Consider the following 23,814-nt stretch of genomic DNA (forward strand, 5'->3'; position numbering starts at 1 on the left):
GGTTGCGCGCAGCCGTTCCACCCCACCACTGATGCTGGGAGGAATCTCGGATGAACAAGCCGTTGATCTGGACGCTGACCGTCGTCATCGCCCTGCTCGGCCCATTACTCGGGATCCTCGCCCGGCGGGTGGTGGACCGGATCGCCGCCAAGACCTCGGCGCGCGAACTGGCCGTGCACCGCATGGGCTTCGGCCTCGCCCGCGACCTGGCGATGCCGCTGTGTTCGCTGACCGGCCTGCTCATCGCGCTGTCGCTGCCCAACGGTCTGCCGTTCTCACCACAGGCCGTGCACCGGATCCTCGAGGCCGCGTTCATGATCGCGGTTACCTATGCGCTGGCGCGGCTGGCCGCGGAGGTGGTAACCACGGTCGCCCGGCGGATCACCGGCATTTCGGGGTCGGTCAGCCTGTTCTCCACCATCACTCGCGTGATCGTGTTCGTGCTCGGCGTGCTCATCACCCTCGATTCAGTGGGCGTGCAGATCACCCCGCTACTGGGCGCACTGGGTATCGGCGCGCTGGCCATCGCCCTGGCCCTGGAAGGAACCCTCGCCAATCTCTTTGCGGGCGTGCACATCCTGGCCTCCAAGACGGTCCAGCCCGGCGACTTCGTGAAGATCGAGTCCGGCGAGACGGGCTGGGTCAGCGATGTGAACTGGCGAACCACCACCATCCAGGACATCCCCGGCAACTTCATCATCGTGCCCAATCGCAAGTTCGCCGACTGCATCCTCACCAACTTCCACCGCCCCGAACAGGACATGGCGGTCACCGTCGAGGTGTCCACGAGTTACGACAGCGATCTCGACGAGGTCGAGGCGGTGACCCTCGAAGTGGCCCGCGAAGTCATGAAGGGACTCGATGTGGGTTTCGCGGGCGCGGACCCGCGCGTGCGGTTCCACACCTTCGGCGAGTCCGGTGTCGAGTTCCGGGTGGTCCTGCGCACGCGGCACTACGAGGACCAATATCTGCTGGTCAGCGAGTTCATCAAGGCCCTGCACCGCCGCTACCGGGAAGTAGGTATCACCATCCCGTTCCCGATGCGGACACTCACCTTCGCCCCGGAGAACGATCCCCGATCTTTGCTACCGGCCGGTCTTCATACACCGTAAACCGACGTGTGCGATGCTCGGAGGGTGAGCAACGACGCTGAATTCTCCGAACCGGCCCCGGTGAGCTTCCGTGGGCACGGCGGCATCACCCTCGCCGGCGACTCCTGGGGACCCCAGGACGGGCCACTGGTGGTGTTCCTGCACGGCGGCGGCCAGACCCGCGGATCCTGGAAGGACTCCGGGCTGGCGCTGGCCAAGGCCGGCATGCACGCGGTCCTGCTGGACGCGCGCGGCCACGGCGACAGCGACTGGGACCCGGAGGGCAACTACCGCCGCGACGCCATGGTCGAGGACCTGATGGCGGTGCTGCGCGAACTCGGCAAGCCCGCGTTCGTCGTCGGGGCCAGCATGGGCGGACTGACCGGGCTCATCGCCACCACTCACCCTGAGCGCGAACGCATTACGGGCCTGGTACTCGTCGACGTGGTGCCGCGCCCCGAACGCAAGGGCGTCGAGCGGGTGATCAACTTCCTGGGCAGCAACCCGGAAGGCTTCGCGAGCCTCGAGGAGGCTGCCGACGCCGTCGCGGAGTACCTCCCCCACCGTCGCCGCCCGCGCAATCCCGAAGGGCTGCAACGCAATCTGCGTCAGCGCGAGGACGGCCGCTGGTACTGGCACTGGGATCCGGCCATGCTGTCGCCGCGCGGCGACGGGCGCGGCGAAGAGATCGACGTGCAGACCGAACTGCTGGAAAACGCTGCCCGCCAACTCACCATCCCGGTGCTGCTGGTGCGTGGCGCGCTCTCCGACGTGGTCAGCGACGAGGGTGTGGCCGCCTTCCGCGCGCTGGTCCCGCACGCCGACTACGCCGAGATCAACAGCGCCGCGCACACCGCCGCCAGCGACGCCAATGACGAATTCACCGACGCGGTCGTAGATTTCGTGCGCGCCCAGGTCGTCACACAGGAGTAACCAGCCTTATTCGGCCGTGAACACCCGGTCGAGCATGTGGTCGAGCAACTGGACCGCACGCTCCCGGGTGGTCCCGCCCGCCAGGATCGCCTGACTGACACCGGTCACCGCGAGCACGATCAGCTCGGCATCGAGTTCCGTTGTGAGCGCGTCTGATTCATCGGATCGCTCCCGGCGCAACTGCTCGGTGAAACTCGTCATCAGATACCGCGGCGCGCCCATCATCTCCTCCGAGGTCACGGTGTTGCCGGTCAGATTGGCCGCATGGAACGCCGCGAACACCAGATTGTCCTGGAATTTCACCTCGTCCAACGGAATCAGGCCGATCGACACCGCCCGGATCACCTCCCGGGCCGACGCATCCGGCCCGAGCGCTCCGAGTGATTCCGCGAACCCCTTGCCCCAGTCGGCCACCACGGCCTGATGGGTCGCCAGCATCAGATCGCGCTTGGTGCCGAAGTAGTACTGGATCAGCCGCACCGAGATCCCCGCCTCGGCTGCCACCGCCTGGAAGGTGGCAGCATCCAGCCCACCTGCGGCGATGACCTTCCGTGCGGCGGTGGTGATCTCCCGCCGTCGCTGCTCGTGATCGACCAGACGTGGCATGTGAACCGTTCTCCTGTGACTCCTCGGGGATGGGAAGTTTTTGATGGTACGCCCATACCATCTTTATGGTACGGTCATATCATCAACGGAGATGAACAGGGGAGGCGCGATGGCCAAGATCGGGCAATGGAAGAGCGAGGCGGCCAAGGACGCCTACATGCAGGCCTATGCGTCACTGTCGGCGATGTGGACGATTCCGTTCACCGAGCTCGACGTCGAAACTTCTTACGGGACAACACATGTCCGCAAGTGCGGTAGCGGCGAGGGGACGCCGATGGTATTGCTTCCGCCCTTGAACGGCAATGGTGCGGGCTGGCATCCGATCATCGGGCGACTCACCGCCGGACGGACGGTCTACGCGCTCGACACCATCGGCGCGGCGGGGCTCAGCGTGCAGACCGCACCCATCACGGGCAGGACCGACTACCGCACCTGGCTGGACGAAACACTGGCGGCACTCGAGCTGCCGCGCGCCCACATCATGGGCTATTCCGACGGCGCGTGGCGAGCCTTCATGGCGGGTGTCGACGGCTCCGACCGCATCGCGAGCCTGCTGCTCGTCGAACCCGGCGGGTCGGTCGACAAGACGCCGTGGGGCGTGCTGTTCAAGATGATTCGCTATGCCATTCCGCCGTCGGAGAAGAACATGCGCAAGGCGGCCGAGTGGCTGATGCCGGGCAATGTTCCCGTCGCCGAGGAAATGGCCTGTGCGCGAGCCGGACTCGGATACCAGACCCGTTCGCCGTGGCCGCAGCGGCTGACAGACGAAGAGCTGCAGGCGGTTACGGCACCGACGCTGATCATCTACGGGGCCGAGACGGTGCTGTGCGATCCCGAACGTGCCGCCGCGCGCGCCCGGGCACAGATGCCCGACTGCGAGGTGGAGATCTATCCGGGCGCGCATCACGGGCTGCTGATGAAGGAACCCCACCAAACCGCCGTGCTCGATCGGATTCTGAGCTTCGCCAGCCTGCACGATCCGGCAAACACGTCCCCTGCCAACTAGATCCGAACCACAGCTTCGAAGAGGAAGAGGAGGCCCGATATGGCCGACAAGATCGGACGTTTCATCAGCGCGAAGGCCAAGGCGAAGTATCTGAGCGCCTATGACGTCGTCGCCGCGCAATGGCCGGTACCGTCGACCGAACTCGATATCAAGACCTCGTACGGGACCACCCGGGTGCGTGAATCCGGGTCCGGGTACGACATCCCGATCGTGCTGCTGCCGGGCATGCCGGGCAACAGCCTGTTCTGGGAGTCGGTGATCGCGGACCTGTCGCGGGATCGCGTGGTGTACGCGATCGATCCGCTGGGCTGGGCCGGGCGCAGCGAGCAGACCGCTCCCCTGCGCGACGAGGCCGACATCGTCGCCTGGCTGATCGAGGTGCTCGACGGGCTCGGGGCGGATCGTGTGCACCTGGCCGGTTATTCGGTCGGCTCGTGGCTGTCACTGCTGGTCGGCGTGCAGCGCTCGGAACGGCTGGCCAGCCTGACCATGTTCGAGCCGGGCGGGGCCACCTTCGCCAAGCCCAAGTGGAGCGTGCTGTTCAAATTCCTGGTCGGCGGGATCATTCCGACGCGCAAGCGGATGGAAAAGCTCGTCGAGTGGCTGACGCCGGGCCTGCAGCACCGCGAGGAAGCCTGGACCTTGATCCTGAGCGCGATCAAGTTCCGGATCGCCATGCCGTGGGAGCGGCCCCTCACCGACGAGCAGCTGGCGGCCGTCACCGCGCCGACGATGGTGTTGTTCGGAGCCACCACGGTCGCCAACGATCCGGAAGTCGGGGCGCAACGGGCGCGTGAGCACATCGCGGGAGCGGTCGTCGACATCTATCCCGGTGTGGGCCACGAGATGCTGTGGGCCATCCCGGAACAGGTGATTCCCCGGTTCCTGGAGTTCGTGAAGCAGCACGATCAGGTGCGGGCCTGAGCGATCACTGACGCGGCATGCGCGGGATTTCGACAAGATCCGAACATATGTTCGATCTTGTGTTAGGTTCGAACGCATGTCGACGCCATTGCAGGGATCGCTGCTCGATGGATTCGGGGAGGTCGGGGTCGGTGCGCTGGAGGGGGTCCGGCGCACCGAGCTCGGGGACGGCGCGTGGGTGGATGTGCTGCCCGGCTGGTTGAGCGGGGCCGACGAACTGTTCGAACGCCTCGCGGCCGGGGTGCCGTGGCGGGCGGATCGGCGGGCCATGTACGACCGGATGGTGGATGTGCCACGGCTGCTGTGCTTCTACGACGAGGGGCGCGAGCTACCGGACCCGGCGTTGACCGAGGCGCGAGAAGCGTTGAGCGCGTACTACTCCGAGGAGCTCAGGGAGCCGTTCACCACCTCGGGACTGTGCTACTACCGCGATGGGAACGACAGTGTCGCCTGGCACGGGGACACGATCGGGCGCGGGGCCACCGACGACACCATGGTGGCCATCGTCTCCGTCGGTGCGGCGCGCGCCCTGCTGCTGCGGCCGCGCGGCGGCGGTGCGAGCGTGCGGTATCCGCTCGGCCACGGCGATCTCATCGTGATGGGCGGCTCCTGTCAAAGGACCTGGGAGCACGCCATTCCCAAGACGAAACGGCCGGTCGGCCCGCGCATCAGCATTCAGTTCCGCCCCCGCGGCGTCCGGTAGGCGGATGCCGGAGCCCACCCGGCGCGGCGTCCGGTCGTACAGACGAGGGGTCCGGACGCCGCGCACACTCCTCGCGCGGGACGGGATGCGTTCCGCGCGAGGGGTGGTCAGGTGCGGCGGGCGAAATCCGGTACCCGCTCGGCAATGACGCCGCGCGCCACCAGCGTCACCGGCACGCTGCGCAGCACCGGGATGCGCCGGAAAATGCGCAGGGCCGTTGGCGGCTGCGGTGCGTTCGACAGGTTCAACCTTCCGGCGACGGCCGGGCCGATGAGCCTGGCGTGCGCGATGCGCTGCATGCCCTGGATGACGGCGGTGGGCAGGGTGCGCTGACGTTGCACGCGGGCCAGGTCCGCGGTAGTGACGGTGTGCGACACCAGTTTCGGCCCGAGGATGCGTGCCGTGGCCACCGCGTCCTGGACCGCGAGGTTGATGCCGACGCCACCGACCGGGGACATGGCGTGGGCGGCGTCGCCGATGCAGAGCAGGCCGTCGGTATACCAGCGATCGAGCCGATCGAGTTTCACGTCGAGGAGTTTCACCTCGTCCCAGGTCTGTAGCGCACCGGTGCGGTCGGCCAGCCATGGCACCACCGCCGCCACCCCGCTCATGATGACGCCGACCGGTTGCCGCGCACGCAGTTCCGGGTCGCTGCCCTTGGCGATGAGGGCGGCGCACTGGAAGTAGTCGCCGCGGTCGAACATGATGACCATCCGGTCGGCACTGAGCACCGGGATCAGACCGGACGGATCGGTGCCGTGGCGTGGAATCCGGAACCACCAGGAATCGAACGGGGTCGCCCAGCTGCGCACGCCGAGCCCGGCCGCCGCGCGCAGCACCGAGGCGCGGCCATCGCAGGCCACCGTGAGGTCCGCGCGAATCTCGCCGGTCGCACCGTCTTTCGCGCGATAGCGGACCCCGGCGACGGTGCCGCCCTCGTGAACGAGGTCGATCACCTCGGTGTTCATCCGTAGCCGGAATGCCGGTTCGACATCACCGGCGCGCGCCAGCAGGTCCAGCAGATCCCACTGCGGCACCATGGCGATGTACTTGTGCCGGCCCGGGATGTGCGCGAGCGTGGCCAGCGGGACCATGCGGCCACCGATCGGGATCTGGATGTCATTGAGCCGCCGCTGCGGTAGCTTCGCGAAGTCCTCGCGCAGCCCCAGCGCGTCGATCAGTTCCAGCGTGGTGGGGTGCACGGTGTCGCCGCGGAAGTCGCGCAGGAAGTCACCGTGTTTCTCCAGCACCGTGACCTCGACACCGGCGCGCGCCAGCATTAGTCCCAGAAACATTCCCGCCGGTCCCCCACCGGCGATCAGACAGGTCGTGCGTTCCATCGGGGCCTCCCCGGCCGATGACTTACTACCGTCGAATTCGATGGTAGGCCGAATCCGGCTCGGGGACAGGCGCTTCGCGGGAGCCGCTAGCGGTCGCGGTAGAGGACGAAGAAGTACGGTTCGGTCAGCCCGCGCTTGTCCATCACGCCCAGCAGCGTGTCCTCGTCGACGTGCCGGAAGATGTCGATGATCGGCAACTGGTCGTAGATCATTGCGGCGCTGGTCTTTCCCCGGAACTCGAGATTCCGCAGCCGCGCGCGCGGCACCCGGGTGCGCAGCAGCGGCCGCAACACATCGAGTGCGCCCCGCACGGGACGCAGCGCCGTCACCGGCACCTTGCCCGCCAGCGACAGTGGCGCCCGGCCGGGGTCGACGGGGAAGATGTCCCCGCCCGGCCCGGCGAACAGCAACGGCTGCACGCTGTCGGCGCTGTCGAATTGCTTGCCGTACCACCCGCTTGCGACGAGCAGCCCGTCCCACGGATGTCCCGTCGCGACCTCGTCGCCACGCCACCGACCGGTGGTGATCTCCTCGACCCGCACCGCGGGCAGGCTGTCGAACAACTCCCAGGCCTGCGCGGGCGTGGCACCGTGCTCCAGCAGTGCCCGCAGTCGCGCGGGACCGTCCGTCGCCGAGTCGGCGGCAACCATCATGATCTCCTCGATGAGAGTCAACGACACAATTTCTCTCACCCTAGTTCCGGATTCGGTGGACTCGTTAGAGCCAGAGTGACAGTCCGACGGCCGGACTGGCCGAATATGTCGATGCCGTAGATCTCCAACAGCGCCGGTCAGGCTTTTTGTCGAATCCACAAAAAGATGCGCAATTTCCCTGGCGCTCGATGTTTTAGTCGTCTAGCCTAAAACGCATGACGACAGCGCGAGAGACCGCCGAGACCATCCGGGCGGCAGAGCGTCCGGAGGATCTCTTCGGTTCCGCCGCAACCGATTCCACCGCCCGCACCGCCGCCCGGCGGCACTATCACCGGCTGGCCGCACTCGTCCATCCCGACCGCGTCGAAGCCGTGGACGCGAGCATCGCGGGTGCCGCGTTCACTCGGCTGGCCGAGCTATACCGGCAGTGGCTGGAGCTGGACGAGGCGGACTTCGAGGTGACCGGCACGCGCGGCCGCTACCCGGTCGGGGCGCTACACGCCCGCGGATCGATCGCCGATGTGTACCGCAGCGGTTCGGACCGGGTCGTGAAGATCCCGCGCCGCACGGCGGCCAACCGGCTGCTGGCCGGGGAACGAAACGCTTTGCGCGACATCGCGACGGTGACCGAGCGCCACGGGTGGTTGCGGCCGTACTTCCCCGAACTCGTGGACACGGTCGACCATCTCGACTCCGCCACCGGCGAACACCGGACGGTGAACGTGCTCGGCGCCCTGACCGACGAGTTCCTCTCCCTCGAGGACATCCACGCCGCCTACCCTGGCGGGCTCGATCCCCGCGACTACGCGTGGATGCATCGCCGCCTGCTGCGGTGTCTCGCCGGAGCGGAACTGTCGGGTTGGGTGCACACCGCGATCACTCCGGCCAACGTGCTGGTGCATCCGCGGTTGCACGGAATCGTGCTGGTGGGCTGGTCTTTCGCCACCCGGACCGGTCAACCTGCGGCCGCGACCCTCAAATCGTTGGACTACCCGCCCGAGATCCGCGACCGGGTCTCCCCCGCCACCGACGTCTACCTCGCGCATCGCCTGATGCTCACCATGCTCGGCGATCGCGCCCCGGCACCCCTGCGCGCCTACGCCGCGGGCTGCCTGCAAACCGATCCCAGGCTGCGGCCCGACGCCGCGGACCTGCTCGGCGAATTCGACGACCTGCTCGACCGGCTCTACGGGAAGCGCCGCTTCCGGCCCTTCGAGCTCACGAAAGGTAAGTGATAGCAATGGGTTACGGAAGCTGGGACGACCGGGCGTACGACGCGGCGCGGACCTTCCGCGCCGCCAAGGGACTCGACGACTTCGGCTACACCGCGGATATGCGGTCGGTGCCGTGGGACAAGTGGAAGGCGCACCCGACGCTGGATCCGCTGGGTGTGGGCGTGCGAGAGTCGAGAGACTCGGCCGACCACGGGAATTCGCTGCCGATCGCGGTGCTGTTCGACGTCACCGGATCGATGGGCAGCGTGCCGCGCATCATGCAGGAGAAGCTGGCCAAGCTGCACGGACTGTTGCAGCGCAAGGGCTATGCCGATGATCCGCAGATCCTGTTCGGGGCCATCGGCGACGCCGACAGCGACCGGGTGCCGTTGCAGGTCGGGCAGTTCGAATCCGACAATCGGATGGACGAGCAGCTGCGGCTGATCCTGCTGGAGGGCGGTGGGGGCGGGCAGAAGTCCGAAAGCTATGAACTGGCCGCGTATTTCATCGCCCGCCACACCGCCACCGATGCCTGGGAGAAGCGCGGACAGAAGGGCTACCTGTTCATCGTCGGCGACGAGCTGAACAAGAAGCGGTTGACCGCCAAGCACATTCGCGACGTGATCGGTGACGACGTGCCCAGCGATATCGCGGTCGACTCCGTCTATCGGGAGCTGGCCGACCGCTGGCACGTGCACTACATCCTGCCCAATCAGTCCAGCTACTACCGGGATCCGGAGATCGCCGAGCACTGGCAGGGGCTGCTGGGCGAGCGGTTCCTGCGCCTGGATGATCCGGCGGCGGTGTGCGAGCTCATCGCGCTGACCATCGGCATCGGCGAGGACCGGGTCGATCTCGGGGCCGGGCTGGCCGACCTGCGTGATATCGGCTCGACCAGCGAGGCCGACGCGGTCGGCAAGGCACTGGCACCGCTGGGCGGCACCCGGCGCGGCCGCAGCGTCGGCGCGCTGCCCGCCACCGTCGGGGACGACGACGTCGATCTCTGAACATCCACCAGAAGCGAAGGGACAGCTCATGTTCGGCGACCGCCACCTCATCGTGGTAGACCTCGGCTTCGGCGATGCCGGTAAAGGCGCCACCGTCGACTGGCTGTGCTCCGCGGCGGCCGGGCTCGACGTGGCCGCGGTGGTGCGGTTCAACGGCGGGGCGCAGGCCGCCCACAATGTGGTCGCCGACCGCCGCCACCACACCTTCCGCCAGTTCGGGTCCGGCACGCTCTCGGGAGTGCCGACCCTGCTGTCGAAATACATGCTCGTCGAACCGCTGGCGTTGGCGACCGAGGCCAGGCAGCTCGCCGCCCTCGGGGTCGCCGATCCGCTGTCGCTGCTCTACGTGGACGAGCGGGCCCTGCTCACCACGCCGATCCACGGGGCCGCCAACCGTTGCCGGGAGGATACGAGGGGCACTTCCCGCCACGGTTCGTGCGGCATCGGGATCGGCGAGACGGCGAGCTACGCGCTCGAGCACGACGCGCCCCGGGTCGCCGACTGCCTGCGGCCGGAGGTGTTGCGGCGCAAGCTGATCGCGCTGGAAGGGCACTATGCGCCGCTGATCGCGGGCGGCGCGCACCGCTACGACCCGATCGAGGAGCTCGTCGACGCCTACACCGCGTTCGCACGGGCGGTGGCGATCCTGCCCGGCGATCAGCTCGCCGCCTTCGCGAGCACCGGGCGGCTCGTCTTCGAGGGCGCGCAGGGGGTGCTGCTCGACGAATGGCGGGGGCTGCACCCCTACACCACCTGGTCGACCGTCGAACCCCGCCATGCGCGCGGCATGCTCGCGCGCCTCGGGGCTCCCGGCTACGTGCTCGGCGTGACCCGCGCGTACATGACCCGGCACGGCGCGGGACCGTTCCCGACCGAGGATCCGGCGCTGCGGATTCCCGAGCCGCACAACGGCACCGGCGACTACCAGGGCGCGTTCCGGCGCGGGCACCTCGATCCGCTGCTGCTGCGCTACGCCGTCGACGCCTGCGCGGGCATCGACGGTCTGGCCGTCAACCACCTCGACACCCTGGGCGACATTCGCACCGCCACCGGCTATCTCACCCCCGACGGCTGCCTGGACCGGCTCACACCCGGCGTCTGGCAGGACCTCGACCATCAGCGGGCACTGACCGGCCTGCTCGAGGCCGCCACCCCGGCATTGACCGACCTGCCCGCCGACGTCCCCGGCTACCTCGAAACCGCGCTCGGCGCACCGGTCGTGCTCACCGGACACGGCCCGGACCGGGCCGACCGCCGGATCCGGATCGCCGCTGAGGCATGATTGTCGTTTTGTGGAGCAACAATCCGCGGTATCCATCGATGTGATCGCCCTGCGCTACGGCAGCGACGACCCCACCGCCACGCTCGGCGTCGCCGCGCGGCGGTGGGAGCCGTTCGCCGGTGAGCTCGCCCTGCCCGGCGTCCTGCTCGGGCTCGGCGAACGCCTCGCCGAGGCCGCCCACCGCGCGGTCCACACCAAACTCGGTGTCCCCGAAGCGGCCATCCTCGCCGTCGGCCAGATCGCCACCTTCGACGAACCCAATCGCGACCCGCGCGGACCGACCCTCTCGATCGCCATGTGGGCCGTCGTCGGCCCGCACACCGGCGACACCGCCACCTGGTTCCCCTTCGACGAGGTCCCGCCGCTGGCCTTCGACCACAACCAGATCATCGACACCGCGCGCGCCCGCCTGGCCGAGATGCTCTGGAAGGACCTGGCATTCACCCGGGCGCTGACCGGCGACCAGTTCACCGCCACCCGCGCCGTCGGCCTCACCACCGCCCTGCACGGCAGCAAACCCGACCCGGGCAACCTCAACCGCACCCTCGCCGCCATCCCCGGCCTCGACCGCACCGGCGAACGCGTCCGGGTGAAGGCCACCGGACGCCCGGCCGCCATCTGGTCGTTCTAGCGGGCGACTAGATCGGCAGCACACCGCGACGCGGGTAGCGCGGTCGCAGACCGGCCGGCACCGCCAGCACGCCCCCGCCTTGGACGCGGGTGTGCGGGCCGAGAGACTCCAGATCCAGTGACAGCCGCGCGGATACGCCGCGCGCGCCGAAGACCCTGTCCTGCTGGCAGGTCGCGGACTCGAAGTTCCCGTCGTCCTCGTCCTCGTCGGTCAGGTATCGCGCGTCGGGGTACGCGCGCAGGATGCTCAGGTAGGTCGCGATGTCCGGCGGCTCGACCGGCGGCGAATGTGGTTCGCGCCGGGGGTCGTTCGCGGTAAGCCACGCATACAAGCCGTCCAACGGGCCGTCCGGATCGAACCCGTCGGACCGGTAGATCCTGACATCGAACGAGGACACGCAGTGCACACGGACATCGCCGTCCTGCGCGACACACCATTGGCTCCAGCTGCCGTCGTCGTAACCACCGACGAGTTGGTGGAACCAGTGCGCCGTGCCGAACTCGAAACTCAAGCGCTCCAACCGTGGATAGATCCGGTGACGCTCGGGCAGCACGGGCGCGTCCGGGCTCGCGTTCAAAATGTTGTCCTTGTAGAACGCCAGCGTCCAGCCGTCCAACGCCGGGGTCACGAAGACCTCGGGGTAGACGTCGAAGAACTGGTATTGCGACCTGTCGCGGGGATCGATGAGCCCGGAAATGCGCATCGGCTCGGTCCCCTGCCAGGGCGCGAATCCCATCCGCAGGGTCGCGGGAATCGCGTCCCGCAATCCGAGGACGTCCAGCACCGCCGCCTGATCGGTCGTCGGTATCGCGAACCAGCAACCGTGCACCCGGGCGATATCCAGTGGCTGCGGCGTTTCCAGCCGCTGCTTCATCCGGATCAGCCGCTCCAGGACCCGAAGATCGTCCACCGGGAGCCGTTGCCAACCGAATTCGACCAGCAGCGTCAACGCCCGCCGTCGGGCCACACGGTGTGACCGCGGCAGCGCCGCGAGCACACCCGATACATCCGGACCGAACGATGCCAACGCCGAGAACGCCTCCTCCCGAACCTCTTCGAGAGAACTACCGAGCAGTGCCACCGCGATCGGCAGATGCGGGCACCGATCCACCGTGCGCTGTTCGCAATCCCAGGAGAACTGGCAGGTGCCAGCGGTCGTGGGCACCGGTTCGGCCGGAAACGCGGGCACACCGTCGATCCCGCCCGGTAACCCGAGCGTGCACCAAAGCTGCTCGATCAGCGCCGTATTCGTCGAATCGGCAAGCCGCTCGACCAAGAGAGTGAACGGCATCGGATTGCGCAGCACCTCGACACAGTCGGGCCAGGCGTAGGCGAAATCCTCGTCGCCCAGCAGTGCCACAGTCATCTCGACGAACTCTTCCCGCCGATAGCCCGCGAGATTCATTCGCCACACCCGTTGCCGGACAGCGGGATCCGGGTCGGTCAGCAGTCTCCGGAACTGCACGATGTCGAGATGGATGAGCAGCAGATCGAAGAAGTCGTCCCGATTCCCTTCGTCGACAACCCGATCCAGCGCGTCCCAGGTGTCGCGCCGGACACCCGGCTCCGCGTGGCCGATCAGCGCTCGCACCTCATCCAGCAACGCGCCGGACTCGCCCACGGCGAGCTGCCACGGCTCGCCGCGCCCCGCAGACGATTCCGCCAGCAATGCCCGCACCCGGTCCAGGTCGATCCTCAGCACGGGCCCAATCTAGCGACTACCACTGGGCCCCAATGATTCTCGGGGCACGCAACTCACACCGGAGGATCGATCACCGACACGACGAGCTGGCGGACGGCTTCGAGCAGACGGTCACGCTGACCGGCACGGACCATGTACGGGACGAGATCGCCGCCGAGGGGCGCCAGCAGCAGGCCGCCGACCACCTCGGCATCGAGATCGGGGCGAACCTCGTGCAGCAGGGTGGCGATGTGGGTGGCCCAGAAGACGTGGAGTTCCTCGGCGCGCGGATGCGGGGGAATTGCCCGATAGGCGACCGAGATCTCGATGTCGTCGGCGATCAGGCGGGTCATGGCATCGAAGTAGGCGAGCAGGCGCTCCCCGGCCGGGGCACCCGGACCCAACGGCGGGGGGCCCGACCGGACAGCCTCCATCAGTCCGAACGCGCCCTCGGCGATCAGTTCGTGCAAGAGCCCGGCGCGACTGCCGAAGCGGTGGAACAGCGTGCCCTTGGCGACTCCGGCCGCGGCGGCGATCCGTTCCATCGAGGCGGCGTCGGCCCCCTCCTCGGCGAACAGTTTGCGCGCCGCGGTCAGGATTGCCTCCCGGTTGCGGGCGGCGTCGGCGCGTTCCTTGGGCCGGTCCATATCACCACTCTCGTTGACAACTTGACCGACGGTCAATATGTTCGGCAAGGCCAACTTGACCGTCAGTCAACTTATGAGGTTCTCGATGCAAGCAATCCTATTGACCGCAACCGGAGGACCCGAAGTCCTCGTCCCCACCGAGGTCCCCGCGCCGCGACCGCAGGCCGGAGAACTCCTGATCCGGACCGAGGCGATTCCGGTGCTGTTCCCGGAGACCATGCTGCGCTCGGGTGCGTTCCCGCTGCCCGTCCAATTCCCGATCGTGTTCGGCACCCAGGCCGCGGGCGTGGTGACCGAAGCGGGCGCGGGCGCGGACCGCGCGCTGATCGGGCAGCGAGTCATGATCCGCAGCAATGCCTTCGGCACCTACGCCGAGCAGGTCAGCGTTCCCGTCGAGCTGGCGGTCCGGATCCCGGACGGCATCTCCAGCGTGGACGCGGCGGCCGTCAGCATGAGCGCTTCGGTGGCGTTGCCACTGCTAGAGACCGCGAAACTGACCGGCACCGAGACCGTGCTGATCGAGGCGGCCGGGACCGGAGTGGGCGCGTACCTCACCCAGCTGGCCAAGGAATTCGGCGCGGCCCGGGTCATCGCCACCGCGGGCAGCCCGGAAAAGGCCGAGCAGGCACAGGGATTCGGGGCGGATGTGGTGATCGACCACAGCGCGCCCGACTGGACCGACCGGCTGCGCGAAACCCTCGGTGGCGCAACGCTGGACGTGGTGTTCGATTCCATCGGCGGCGAATCCGCGCTGGCGCTATTGGATCTCATGACCCCGCTGCGCGGCCGCATGCTCGGCTACGGGTTCCTGTCCGGCGCGCCCGCACAGGTCAGCACCATGGACCTGATCATGCGGGGACTCACGTTCATCGGCTGCTCGGGACCCGCGTGGCTGGCCGGGGTCGCCGCCGCACGCGCGGAAGCCCTGGAAAGGGCTGCGGCGGGCTCGATCTCACCGCTGGTCGACCGGGTACTGCCCCTGGATCAGGCCGCGCACGCGCATCGACTGCTGGGCGAGCGGGTCGCCAAGGGCACCATCGTGCTCCAGCCCGGAGTCTGAAAGACCCTGATCAGCCGGTGATTTCCCACTCGTGGACGGTGAGTTCCGAAGCGCCCGTGGTGTGAATCGGGTCGGTGTGGATGAGTTCCCGTGCGGCAGCGAGATTCTCGGCGGTGATCACGTACGCGCCGCCGCTGCCGTCGGTGAATTTGCCGGTCTCCACCAGCTGTCCGCGCTCGCGGACCTCCGCCAGCCATTCCTTGTGCGGAACGACGACGGAGTCGGTGAAGCGCGGGGTGCGCATGGCCATCACGAGATACTTGCGCACCCTGCGCTTCTCCTTCGAATTACTTGCTCGGCCGACGCTATTCGGCGTCGGCGGGCGGCACGACCGCGCGGGTCGCCGCCGCGGCGGCCCGGACCTGCGGGGCCACCTGGACCACCTGGCCGAGCACACCGTTGATGAACGACGGCGAGTCGTCGGTGGACAGCTCCTTGGCGAGCTCCACCGCCTCGTCCACGGCCACCACCGGCGGAACGTCGTTGGCGTGGAACAACTCCCACACCGCCACCCGCAGGATGGCGCGGTCCACGGCGGGCAGCCGGGGCAGTGTCCAATCCTGCGAGAGGTACGACTCGATGGTGCCGTCCACCCGGTCCAGGTCGTCGGCGACGCCTTCGACCAGGACGCGGGTGTAGGGGCTCACCGGCGCGACGGACTCCTCACGCACCGACAGTGAGACCCGCTCGGAGAGCAGGTCCGCGGGATCGATATCGCGGGCCTCCGCTTCGAAGAGCAGATCCACCGCACGCCGGCGCGCCTTGTGCCGTGCGCCGAGCTTCTTGAACTTCTTGTCCGATTGATCGGCCACGGAAGACATTATCCGTCGCGTCAGGAGTTGACGCGGCTGATGTAGCTGCCGTCGCGGGTGTCGATGCGCAGCTTGTCACCCTGGTTGATGAACAGCGGCACCTGCACCTCGGCGCCGGTCTCCACGGTGGCGGGCTTGGTGCCGGCCGAGGAGCGGTCGCCCTGCAGGCCCGGCTCGGTGTGGGTGACGATGACGTCGATGGCGACGGGGAGCTCGACGAACAGCGCCTCACCCTCGTGCATCGCGATCTGGACGGCCATGTTCTCCAGCAGGAAGCCGGCGTTGCGGCCGAGCAGCTGCTCGCTCAGGTGCACCTGGTCGAAGGTGTCACCGTCCATGAAGATGTAGTCCTCACCATCGTGGTAGAGGAAGGTCATGTCGCGACGGTCGACGGTCGCGGTCTCGACCTTGACGCCCGCGTTGAAGGTCTTGTCGACGACCTTGCCCGAGACCACGTTCTTCAGCTTGGTGCGCACGAAGGCGGGACCCTTACCCGGCTTCACATGCTGGAACTCGACAATCTGCTGGAGATTGTTGTCGATCTTCAGCACGAGGCCGTTTTTGAAGTCACTGGTGTCCGCCACTGTCCTCGGATCTCCTACTAGTCGTTACAACCGCGCGTCAGTCGACGACGGTCAGGTCTTTGCTGGTGTTGGTGAGCAGTTCCGGGCCCCCCTTGCGAACCACAAGCGTGTCCTCGATCCGGACACCACCGCGGCCGGGGAAGTACACACCTGGCTCGACGGTCACCGCCACGCCATCGAGAAGTGTACCCGTGCCCGTTTTGGCGATTCCGGGCGCTTCGTGGATCTGCAGGCCGACGCCGTGTCCGAGGCCGTGCACGAACAGCTCGCCGTGACCGGCGGCCTCGATCACTGACCGCGATGCCGCGTCGACCGCCTTGGTCGAGACGCCGGGGGCCAGCGCCTCGCGGCCCGCCTGCTGCGCAGCGTTGACCAGGTCGTACACCTCGCGCTGCCAGTCCGACGGCTGCCCCAGCACGAAGGTGCGGGTCATGTCCGAGTGGTAGCCGTCGACCACCGCGCCGAAGTCCAGTTTCACGAAATCGCCGGTGGCCAGCACCGCCTCGGTCGGACGGTGATGCGGGACAGCCGAATTCGCACCGGCGGCGACAATGGTCTCGAAGGCGACGGCGTCGGCGCCGTGCTCGAACATCAGCCACTCCAGCTCGCGGCCCACCTGCCGCTCGGTGCGGCCCGGCCGCAGACCGCCGCGTTCGAGCAGCACCGCCAGTGCCGCGTCCGCGGCATCGCAGGCCGCGCGCAACCGGTCCACCTCGTAAGCGTCCTTGACCATGCGCAACTGTTCGACCAGCCCCGCGACCGGCACCAACTCCAGGCCGGTGGCCAGCGCCGAGAGGCCGCGATGCTGTTCGAAGGTCATGACCTGGCTCTCGAAACCGACCCGGCCGGTCTGCCACTCCCCCGCGATCTCGACCACCCGCCGGGCGCTGGCCCGGTTGATCTCGGCCCGCAGATCCGGCACCTGCACGCCGACCTGGGTGAGGTAGCGGCCGTCGGTGCAGATGATGGTGCGGTCCTCGCTGGAATCCCACGCGTACACCAGCAGCGCGGCGTTCGACCCGGTGAACCCGGTCAGGTAGCGGATATTGATCAGATCCGTCACCAGCAGGGCGTCGACGCGATTCTCCACGAGCAGGTTGCGCAGGTTGGCCCGGCGCAGCGCGTAGTCGGGTCGCTGGGTCGGATCGTGCTGTGCCTTCTCGAGATCAGCAGACATGCGTCAAAGCTACCGCCGACACGCCGCAACACCGACACGCAACACGTGAAAGGGGCAGTTAGGAAACGCCGGTGTTCACAAGCGAAGTAGTTATCCACATTTCGCGATCGAGCGCCCCATGCGGCCGCGAAGCGCGAGAACCTCGAAGCATGGCCCCGATTCCGCTTCTCGCACTGGCACTCTGGTGCGCCGCATTGTGCGTCTGCGATCTGCGCGCCCGCCGCCTGCCCGACACCCTGACTCTGCCGGGCGCGGCACTGGTACTCGCCTACGGATTCGCCGTCGGCTCAGCGATACCCGCACTCCTCGGTGCGACGCTGCTCACCTTCGCCTACCTACTCGTGCACCTCGCCCGCCCCGGCGCACTCGGCGCGGGCGACGTGAAACTCGCCCTGGGACTGGGGGCTGCGACAGCCCTCGGTGGCGCACCGGCCTGGACCTGGGCGGCGCTCGCCGCCCCCATGCTCACCGCCGCCGCGGCCACCGGCACCCTGCTGATATCCACCCACTTCCCGGTCGACACCCCCGGCTACCTCGGAAGCGATGCGGTGTCCCGGAATTGGTCGCGGTCGTGGCGGGCCGGGATGTCGCGGGCGCTTCCGGAGCGTGCCACGGCGGTGGCCGGGACGGTCGCGCACGGGCCCGCCATGTGTGTCGCAAGTGTGATCGCGCTGGCGGCCGGGCGCTGACATCGTGCTATGCGTGGGCCCGTGTGTTCGGGCACCCCTTCTCTCATGGAAAGATGTAGCTCGTGTTGCGCTGGATAACTGCCGGAGAATCCCATGGTCCCGCTCTCGTCACCATCCTCGAGGGGATGGTGGCCGGTGTCGAGGTGACCTCCGCCGAGATCGGCACGCAGCTGGCCCGCCGCCGACTCGGCTACGGGCGCGGCGCGCGAATGAAGTTCGAGGCCGACGTGGTGACCATGGTCGGTGGCGTGCGCCACGGCCGCACCATGGGCGGCCCGGTCGCCATCGAGGTGGCGAACTCGGAGTGGCCCAAGTGGACCCAGGTCATGTCGGCCGATCCGGTGGATCAGGCCGAGCTGGCGGATATGGCGCGCAATGCGCCGTTGACCCGCCCGCGCCCGGGGCATGCCGACTACTCGGGCATGCTCAAGTACGGCTTCGACGATGCCCGTAATGTGCTCGAGCGGGCCAGCGCCCGCGAGACCGCGGCACGCGTCGCGGCGGGCACGGTGGCCCGGAACTTCCTGCGCCAGGCCCTCGGTGTCGAGGTGATCTCACACGTGGTGTCCATCGGCACCGCCGCCGACACCAGCGGTGCGGTCCCGAGCGCCACGGATCTCGCGGCCATCGACGAATCGCCGGTGCGCGCGTTCAGCAAGGACGCCGAGGCGGCGATGATCGCCGAGATCGAGGCGGCCAAGAAGGACGGCGACACGCTCGGTGGCGTGGTCGAGGTCGTGGTCGAGGGGCTGCCGGTCGGCCTGGGCTCGTTCACTTCCGGTGAGGCGCGCCTGGATTCGCGACTCGCGGCCGCGCTCATGGGGATTCAGGCCATCAAGGGTGTCGAGGTCGGTGACGGCTTCGAGACCGCGCGCCGCCGCGGCAGCCAGGCCCACGACGAGATGAAGCCGGGCCCCGACGGGGTGCTGCGCTCCACCAACCGCGCGGGCGGTCTCGAGGGCGGCATGACCAATGGCGAGGCGCTGCGGGTGCGCGCGGCCATGAAGCCCATTTCGACGGTGCCGCGGGCGCTTTCGACAGTCGACATGTCCTCCGGTGACGAGGCCGTGGCCATTCACCAGCGTTCGGACGTGTGCGCGGTCCCCGCGGCCGGTGTGGTCGCCGAGGCCATGGTGGCGCTGGTCGTCGCGCAGGCCGTGCTGGAGAAGTTCGGTGGCGACTCGCTGCCGGAGACCATCGACAACATCCACGGCTACCTGAAGCGGATCAATGCCCGCCCGCACATCCCGGGCAATGCCGGGCAGTGACCACCGACGACAGCGCGGTGCCGGTCACTGACGACAGCACGGTGCCAGTCACTGACAACAGCGTCGTGCCCGGCGAGCACGCACCGATCGCCGCCGAACACCCCGATGAAACCGACCGGGCCGCACTGAGTGTGGTGCTGGTCGGCCCGCCGGGTGCCGGCAAGTCGACGATCGGCCGCAAGCTGGCGCGCGAACTCGGCGTCGAGATGTACGACACCGACGCCGGGATCGAGGAGCGCGCTGGGCGCACGATTCCGGAGATCTTCGCGCAGGACGGCGAGCCGGAGTTCCGCCGCATGGAGGAAGAGGTCGTGCGCGAGGCGGTCCTCGCCGGGCATGGCGTGGTCTCCCTCGGCGGCGGCTCGGTGCTCTCGGCCGCGACCCGCGCCCTGCTGCGCGACCGCACCGTCATCTACCTGGAAATCAGTGTGGGCGAGGGACTCCGCCGCACCGGCGCCAGCACCAACCGCCCCCTGCTCAACGGCGACGACCCGGCCAAGAAATACCGCGAGCTGATGAAGCTCCGCCGCCCCCTCTACCGCGAGGTGGCCTCCGTCCGCGTCCGCACCGACGGCCGCAGCCCCGGCCGCGTGGTCCGCATGATCCTGGCCAAACTCGGCCTGGAACCCACACCGCGCCCGGACGATTCACCCACCGACACCGCCACCGTCGAACCCGGCATCAGCTCCCGCTCCCGAGCCCGCCGCAAACGCCGCCGCGGCTCCCGCGCCCGCGGCGAACAAGCCCCGACCACAGCGACCACGGAAGCCACGGCCGCCGAACCGGATTCGGCCACCCGCAACGGCCAGACCCCGGCCGACGAGTCCGAGGCCCCGAAACGCCGCCGCAACCGTCGTCCCCGCCGTCGCGGTGGCCGCTCCCCCGAATCCGGCTCGCCCGCAACGGTCACCGAGGCCAACGGGCCCCAGACCGCAGCGGCGAGTGAATCCGGCGACGGCCCAGCCTCTTCCGAGTCCACGGCGGGCAGCGCCGGACGCGGGCGACGCCGCCGCGCCTCCCGCGCGGCCGGTGCACCGCTGAATCCCGAAGCCACGAACCAGGACCCGAAGCCCGCACAGCAGAATCCGCGGGACGCGGATTCGACCGGTCCGGCCGGACCGGTCGCCGCACCCGGCAACGGCCGCTCGCGCCGCGCCCGCGCCCGCCGGGCCCGCGCACGCGCCCGCGAACACGAGACTTCGAGCAACGGCACCGCCCCGACGACCGCTCCCTCTGCGACCGAGGGCGATTCGTGAACGGCAACTCTGCCGCAGACCGGCATTTCGACCAGTTCCCCGCCTGCCGGGGATTCGTTTCTTCCCCGCCGTCGGGCGGGATCATTCACGGAGGAGTCCTATGAGCGAGCCGACTCGCATCGAGGTGCGTACCGCCGACCCGTATCCGGTGATCATCGGGCGGGGGCTGCTGGGCGATCTGGTCGAGCAGGTGACCGGGCGGTCGGCGGTGCGGACGGTGGCGATCTTCTATCAGCCGCCGCTGGCCGAGACGGCCGAGGTGGTGCGGAAGGCGCTGGTGGACAAGGGCATCGATGCGCATCGCGTGGAGATCCCGGATGCCGAGGCCGGTAAGGATCTGCAGGTTGCGGGGTTCTGCTGGGAGGTGCTGGGCCGGATCGGGTTGACCCGCAAGGACGTCATCATCAGCCTGGGCGGTGGCGCGGCCACCGACCTGGCCGGTTTCGTGGCCGCCACCTGGATGCGCGGCGTGGACATCGTGCACGTGCCCACCACCCTGCTGGCGATGGTCGATGCCGCGGTCGGCGGCAAGACCGGCATCAATACCGAGGCGGGCAAGAACCTCGTGGGCAGTTTCCACGAGCCCGCCGCGGTCATGGTGGACCTGGCGACGCTGGAGACCGTGCCGCGCAACGAGATCGTGGCGGGCATGGCCGAGATCATCAAGGCCGGTTTCATCGCCGACCCGGTGATCCTGGAGCTGGTGGAGCGCGATCCGCAGGCCGCCCTGGATCCGACCGGGGACGTGCTGCCGGAGCTGATCCGCCGCGCCATCCAGGTCAAGGCCGATGTGGTCGCCGCGGACCTCAAGGAATCGGATCTGCGCGAGATCCTCAACTACGGCCACACCCTCGGCCACGCCATCGAGCGTCGCGAGCGCTACCGCTGGCGGCACGGCGCGGCCGTGTCGGTGGGTCTGGTGTTCGCGGCCGAATTGGGCCGGCTGGCAGGCCGTCTCGACGATGCCACCGCCGAACGCCACCGCAGCATCCTGGCCAGCATCGGCCTGCCCACCACCTACGACGCGGACGCGCTGGGCCAGCTGATGGACGCCATGCAGACCGACAAGAAGACTCGCTCGGGCGTGCTGCGTTTCGTGGTGCTCGACGGTCTGGCCAAGCCGGGCCGACTCGAGGGCCCGGACCCGAGCCTGCTGGCGGCGGCCTATTCGGCCATCGCCCGCGAGGACGGCCCGACCAGCGGCGCCATCCTGCTGTAGTCACGACGCGACATCGGCCACGGTGGTGAAGGTCGCCATCATGGCCATGTCCTCGTGCTCGAGATTGTGGCAGTGCAGCACGAACCGGCCCGCGTGGTCGGTGAACCGCACCGCGATCTCGGCCATGCCGGTGGCGGTGAGGTAGAGGGTGTCCTTCCAGCCGCCGTCGGCGGCCCGCGGCGGTCTGCCGTCGCGCGAGAGCACCTGGAACTGGTTGAGGTGCAGGTGAATCGGATGGTCGAGATCGGTGGACAGCTGCCAGATCTCGACCTCACCGAGTGTGGGCCGGGCGATCGGGGTGACCGGATCGTAGGCGCGGCTGTTGATCACCCAGCCGCGCATGCCACCGGCGTCGCCCTGCCGGAACGCGAAGCGACGGGTGGTGACCGCGCTGCGCCGCTCGAGGGTCTCGAAGTCGGCGAGCCGATCGGGAATGACCGAGGTATCGCCGACCCGGTCGGCGACCTCGAATCTCATGACGCGCGTGGTGGTTCCGGCCCCGAGGTCGTTGTAGACGGTGATCTGCTCGCCGACCGCGCAACCGGAGAAGTCCACGATCACGTCGTACCGTTCCCCGGGCGCGATGGTCAGTTCGGTGAGTTCCTGTGGCCGCGCGAGCAATCCGCCGTCGGAGCCGATCTGCACCATCGGCAGTGACCCGCCACGCCGGTCGAAGCGCAACCGGTACACGCGCGCATTGGAGCCGTTGAGCAACCGCAGCCGGTAGCGCGCGGTCTCGACGCGGTGCGCGGGCCAGGGCACCCCGTTGACGAGCACGACATCGCCGAGTACTCCGCGCCCGAATTTTCCACTGACGCCGGGCGTGTGCAGCGAGGTCGGGTCGAGCGCCGGGTACAGGAAAGCACCGTCCGCACCGAAAGCCCGGTCGGCGAGCATGATCGGGATATCCCTCGCTCCCGAGGGCAGCCCTAGCCGCTGTTCGGCGGCGTCGGTGACGAGGTGGAATCCGGCGAGCCCACGCCACACCGCCGGACCGGTGAAGTCCATCCGATGGTCGTGATACCAGAGGGTGGCGGCGGGCTGCCCCGCCGGATAGGTGTAGTCGCGCTCCCCGATCATGGTGTGCGCGGACGGATCCGGGTGCCCGCCCATATCGTCCATGCTCATCTCGCCCATGCCGCCCGGCCCGCCGTTCACCGGGTACAGCAGGTCGATGGGGTACCCGTCGGATTCCTCCGGGATGTGCCCGCCGTGCAGGTGCACGACCACCGGCACAGGCAGTTCGTTGCGATGCGTGACGACCGTGCGCCGGGCCCGATCCGAGATCACCGTCGGCCCGGGAAAGACCCCGTTGTAACCCCAGACCGGCGTCGAATAGCCGGGCAGCACAGTGGCATTCGCGACCCGCTGGGTGATCCGGTAGTAGTCGGTGGTGACGTCGCGCCCCTCCGGCGCGAGCACGGGCGGCACGGTCAGCGGCAGGGTGAACGGTTCCGGCAGCCGCGCCGCGCTGGTCAGGTGCAGCCGATCGGCGGGCGAATCGACCGACAGTTGCCAGGCTCCCGCCGCCCCGGCCACGCCGAGCGCTGCCGCCGTCCGGAACAGGGCTCGTCGCGAAAGCGTCACCGGCCCGCCGCCGGGATCGCCGCACTCGCAGTACTCCACGCCTGGATGGTCAGGGCCAGCAGCCCTGCCACCAGGGTCACGCCGAGCGGAATGTGCACGGCCAATGCCATGCGATAGCCGAGCATGATCTGAATGCCCGCCGCCAGGGTCAGTGCCAACCCCACCGCCGCCGTCCACCACGGCACGCCCGCGAACCGCCAGGCCGCCGCGAAACACACTGTCATGACCAGGATTCCGCCGAACAGCACCCCCGCGTTGGCGGCGTGAGCGTCCAGCGCGTCGTAGCTGCCCGCCATGAACCGGCCCGCGAACATGGCCTGGGCGAAGGAATCCAGGGTGACCAGGGCGGTGATCGCGCGCAGCACGCGCTGCCAGGTCCGTGCGCTCATGACAACCTCTCAAAGTTCAGATTTCTGAATAGTTCAGAAGTCTGAACTTGTATGC

At 68.6% G+C, this 23,814-nt stretch carries 24 protein-coding genes and 1 pseudogene; 14 read left to right on the forward strand and 11 right to left on the reverse strand.

Going from position 1 to position 23,814, the window contains the following annotated elements; all coding sequences use genetic code 11:
- Positions 1 to 50: 50 nt before the first annotated feature.
- Both ACYVN4_RS09740 and ACYVN4_RS09745 read left to right on the forward strand, forming a co-directional pair.
- A complete protein-coding gene (locus ACYVN4_RS09740) occupies positions 51 to 1,112 on the forward strand; it encodes a mechanosensitive ion channel family protein (protein ID WP_460719431.1) in 1,062 nt (353 codons plus the stop codon).
- A 24-nt stretch (positions 1,113 to 1,136) separates the two neighbouring features.
- Entirely contained in the window at positions 1,137 to 2,024 is an 888-nt protein-coding gene (locus ACYVN4_RS09745) for an alpha/beta fold hydrolase (RefSeq protein WP_460719434.1), read from the forward strand.
- Positions 2,025 to 2,030: 6 nt separating this feature from the next.
- Here ACYVN4_RS09745 and ACYVN4_RS09750 read toward each other — a convergent pair whose 3' ends face one another.
- On the reverse strand, positions 2,031 to 2,630 hold the full coding sequence (locus ACYVN4_RS09750) for a TetR/AcrR family transcriptional regulator (RefSeq protein WP_460719436.1): 600 nt from the start codon (positions 2,628 to 2,630) through the stop codon (positions 2,031 to 2,033).
- Between the two features lie 91 nt (positions 2,631 to 2,721).
- On the opposite strand from ACYVN4_RS09750, the gene ACYVN4_RS09755 reads away from it, so the two are divergent.
- The 3 genes from ACYVN4_RS09755 to ACYVN4_RS09765 all read left to right on the forward strand — a co-directional run bounded on the left by ACYVN4_RS09755 (position 2,722) and on the right by ACYVN4_RS09765 (position 5,263).
- Positions 2,722 to 3,636: an alpha/beta fold hydrolase gene (locus tag ACYVN4_RS09755; protein WP_460719438.1), complete on the forward strand. Its 915-nt coding sequence runs from the start codon at positions 2,722 to 2,724 to the stop codon at positions 3,634 to 3,636.
- Positions 3,637 to 3,675: 39 nt separating this feature from the next.
- Complete coding sequence (locus tag ACYVN4_RS09760; protein WP_460719440.1) at positions 3,676 to 4,560, forward strand: alpha/beta fold hydrolase; 885 nt, start codon at positions 3,676 to 3,678, stop codon at positions 4,558 to 4,560.
- A 76-nt stretch (positions 4,561 to 4,636) separates the two neighbouring features.
- Entirely contained in the window at positions 4,637 to 5,263 is a 627-nt protein-coding gene (locus ACYVN4_RS09765) for an alpha-ketoglutarate-dependent dioxygenase AlkB (protein ID WP_460719442.1), read from the forward strand.
- 107 nt (positions 5,264 to 5,370) lie between these two features.
- Here ACYVN4_RS09765 and ACYVN4_RS09770 read toward each other — a convergent pair whose 3' ends face one another.
- Together ACYVN4_RS09770 and ACYVN4_RS09775 are read right to left on the reverse strand one after the other, a co-directional pair.
- Positions 5,371 to 6,603 (reverse strand): FAD-dependent oxidoreductase, encoded by a 1,233-nt coding sequence (locus tag ACYVN4_RS09770; protein ID WP_460719444.1) that lies wholly within the window; start codon positions 6,601 to 6,603, stop codon positions 5,371 to 5,373.
- A gap of 86 nt (positions 6,604 to 6,689) precedes the next feature.
- Positions 6,690 to 7,253, reverse strand: coding sequence for a DUF4334 domain-containing protein (locus ACYVN4_RS09775; protein ID WP_460720547.1), 564 nt, complete (start codon positions 7,251 to 7,253; stop codon positions 6,690 to 6,692).
- A 218-nt stretch (positions 7,254 to 7,471) separates the two neighbouring features.
- Between ACYVN4_RS09775 and ACYVN4_RS09780 the strand changes: the two genes are divergently transcribed.
- From ACYVN4_RS09780 to ACYVN4_RS09795, 4 genes are read left to right on the forward strand one after another with little or no spacing between them, the layout of a single operon-like run.
- Entirely contained in the window at positions 7,472 to 8,491 is a 1,020-nt protein-coding gene (locus tag ACYVN4_RS09780) for a protein kinase family protein (RefSeq protein WP_460719446.1), read from the forward strand.
- A 5-nt stretch (positions 8,492 to 8,496) separates the two neighbouring features.
- A complete protein-coding gene (locus tag ACYVN4_RS09785; RefSeq protein WP_460719448.1) occupies positions 8,497 to 9,477 on the forward strand; it encodes a hypothetical protein in 981 nt (326 codons plus the stop codon).
- 28 nt (positions 9,478 to 9,505) lie between these two features.
- The gene (locus tag ACYVN4_RS09790; protein ID WP_460719450.1) at positions 9,506 to 10,759 is read left to right on the forward strand and encodes an adenylosuccinate synthetase; all 1,254 of its coding nucleotides are present in this window, start codon (positions 9,506 to 9,508) and stop codon (positions 10,757 to 10,759) included.
- Between the two features lie 10 nt (positions 10,760 to 10,769).
- A complete protein-coding gene (locus ACYVN4_RS09795) occupies positions 10,770 to 11,390 on the forward strand; it encodes an NUDIX hydrolase (RefSeq protein ID WP_460719452.1) in 621 nt (206 codons plus the stop codon).
- Between the two features lie 7 nt (positions 11,391 to 11,397).
- Here ACYVN4_RS09795 and ACYVN4_RS09800 read toward each other — a convergent pair whose 3' ends face one another.
- Positions 11,398 to 13,092, reverse strand: coding sequence for a hypothetical protein (locus tag ACYVN4_RS09800; RefSeq protein ID WP_460719454.1), 1,695 nt, complete (start codon positions 13,090 to 13,092; stop codon positions 11,398 to 11,400).
- 53 nt (positions 13,093 to 13,145) lie between these two features.
- Positions 13,146 to 13,718, reverse strand: coding sequence for a TetR/AcrR family transcriptional regulator (locus ACYVN4_RS09805; RefSeq protein WP_460719456.1), 573 nt, complete (start codon positions 13,716 to 13,718; stop codon positions 13,146 to 13,148).
- A 100-nt stretch (positions 13,719 to 13,818) separates the two neighbouring features.
- Here ACYVN4_RS09805 and ACYVN4_RS09810 point away from each other — a divergent pair, with 100 nt between their 5' ends.
- The gene (locus ACYVN4_RS09810; protein ID WP_460719458.1) at positions 13,819 to 14,778 is read left to right on the forward strand and encodes a quinone oxidoreductase family protein; all 960 of its coding nucleotides are present in this window, start codon (positions 13,819 to 13,821) and stop codon (positions 14,776 to 14,778) included.
- 10 nt (positions 14,779 to 14,788) lie between these two features.
- Here the strand turns inward: ACYVN4_RS09810 and ACYVN4_RS09815 are convergent, their stop codons facing one another.
- From ACYVN4_RS09815 to ACYVN4_RS09830, 4 genes are read right to left on the reverse strand one after another with little or no spacing between them, the layout of a single operon-like run.
- Positions 14,789 to 15,046 carry a YciI family protein gene (locus tag ACYVN4_RS09815; RefSeq protein ID WP_460719460.1) on the reverse strand — a complete coding sequence of 86 codons (258 nt, stop codon included), beginning with the start codon at positions 15,044 to 15,046 and terminating at the stop codon, positions 14,789 to 14,791.
- A 37-nt stretch (positions 15,047 to 15,083) separates the two neighbouring features.
- Positions 15,084 to 15,590: a transcription antitermination factor NusB gene (gene nusB, locus ACYVN4_RS09820; protein ID WP_379361733.1), complete on the reverse strand. Its 507-nt coding sequence runs from the start codon at positions 15,588 to 15,590 to the stop codon at positions 15,084 to 15,086.
- Between the two features lie 20 nt (positions 15,591 to 15,610).
- Positions 15,611 to 16,174: an elongation factor P gene (gene efp, locus ACYVN4_RS09825; protein WP_460719461.1), complete on the reverse strand. Its 564-nt coding sequence runs from the start codon at positions 16,172 to 16,174 to the stop codon at positions 15,611 to 15,613.
- Between the two features lie 37 nt (positions 16,175 to 16,211).
- Positions 16,212 to 17,351: a M24 family metallopeptidase gene (locus tag ACYVN4_RS09830; protein WP_460719463.1), complete on the reverse strand. Its 1,140-nt coding sequence runs from the start codon at positions 17,349 to 17,351 to the stop codon at positions 16,212 to 16,214.
- Positions 17,352 to 17,500: 149 nt separating this feature from the next.
- On the opposite strand from ACYVN4_RS09830, the gene ACYVN4_RS09835 reads away from it, so the two are divergent.
- From ACYVN4_RS09835 to aroB, 4 genes and pseudogenes are all read left to right on the forward strand, one after another.
- Positions 17,501 to 18,040 (forward strand): prepilin peptidase, encoded by a 540-nt coding sequence (locus ACYVN4_RS09835; protein ID WP_460719465.1) that lies wholly within the window; start codon positions 17,501 to 17,503, stop codon positions 18,038 to 18,040.
- A gap of 62 nt (positions 18,041 to 18,102) precedes the next feature.
- Positions 18,103 to 19,308, forward strand: a complete 1,206-nt coding sequence (gene aroC, locus ACYVN4_RS09840) for a chorismate synthase (RefSeq protein ID WP_460719468.1) — start codon at positions 18,103 to 18,105, stop codon at positions 19,306 to 19,308.
- Positions 19,309 to 19,433: 125 nt separating this feature from the next.
- A pseudogene (locus tag ACYVN4_RS09845) lies at positions 19,434 to 19,925 on the forward strand (shikimate kinase); the annotation flags it as partial.
- Between the two features lie 739 nt (positions 19,926 to 20,664).
- The gene (gene aroB, locus ACYVN4_RS09850; protein WP_460719470.1) at positions 20,665 to 21,783 is read left to right on the forward strand and encodes a 3-dehydroquinate synthase; all 1,119 of its coding nucleotides are present in this window, start codon (positions 20,665 to 20,667) and stop codon (positions 21,781 to 21,783) included.
- Here aroB and ACYVN4_RS09855 read toward each other — a convergent pair whose 3' ends face one another.
- Both ACYVN4_RS09855 and ACYVN4_RS09860 read right to left on the reverse strand, forming a co-directional pair.
- Positions 21,784 to 23,409, reverse strand: a complete 1,626-nt coding sequence (locus tag ACYVN4_RS09855) for a multicopper oxidase family protein (protein ID WP_460719472.1) — start codon at positions 23,407 to 23,409, stop codon at positions 21,784 to 21,786. It lies immediately after the preceding gene.
- Positions 23,367 to 23,759 carry a hypothetical protein gene (locus ACYVN4_RS09860; RefSeq protein ID WP_460719474.1) on the reverse strand — a complete coding sequence of 131 codons (393 nt, stop codon included), beginning with the start codon at positions 23,757 to 23,759 and terminating at the stop codon, positions 23,367 to 23,369. The genes ACYVN4_RS09855 and ACYVN4_RS09860 overlap by 43 nt, the downstream gene beginning before the upstream one ends.
- Positions 23,760 to 23,814: the final 55 nt, after the last annotated feature.

This window comes from Nocardia heshunensis (assembly GCF_054782115.1).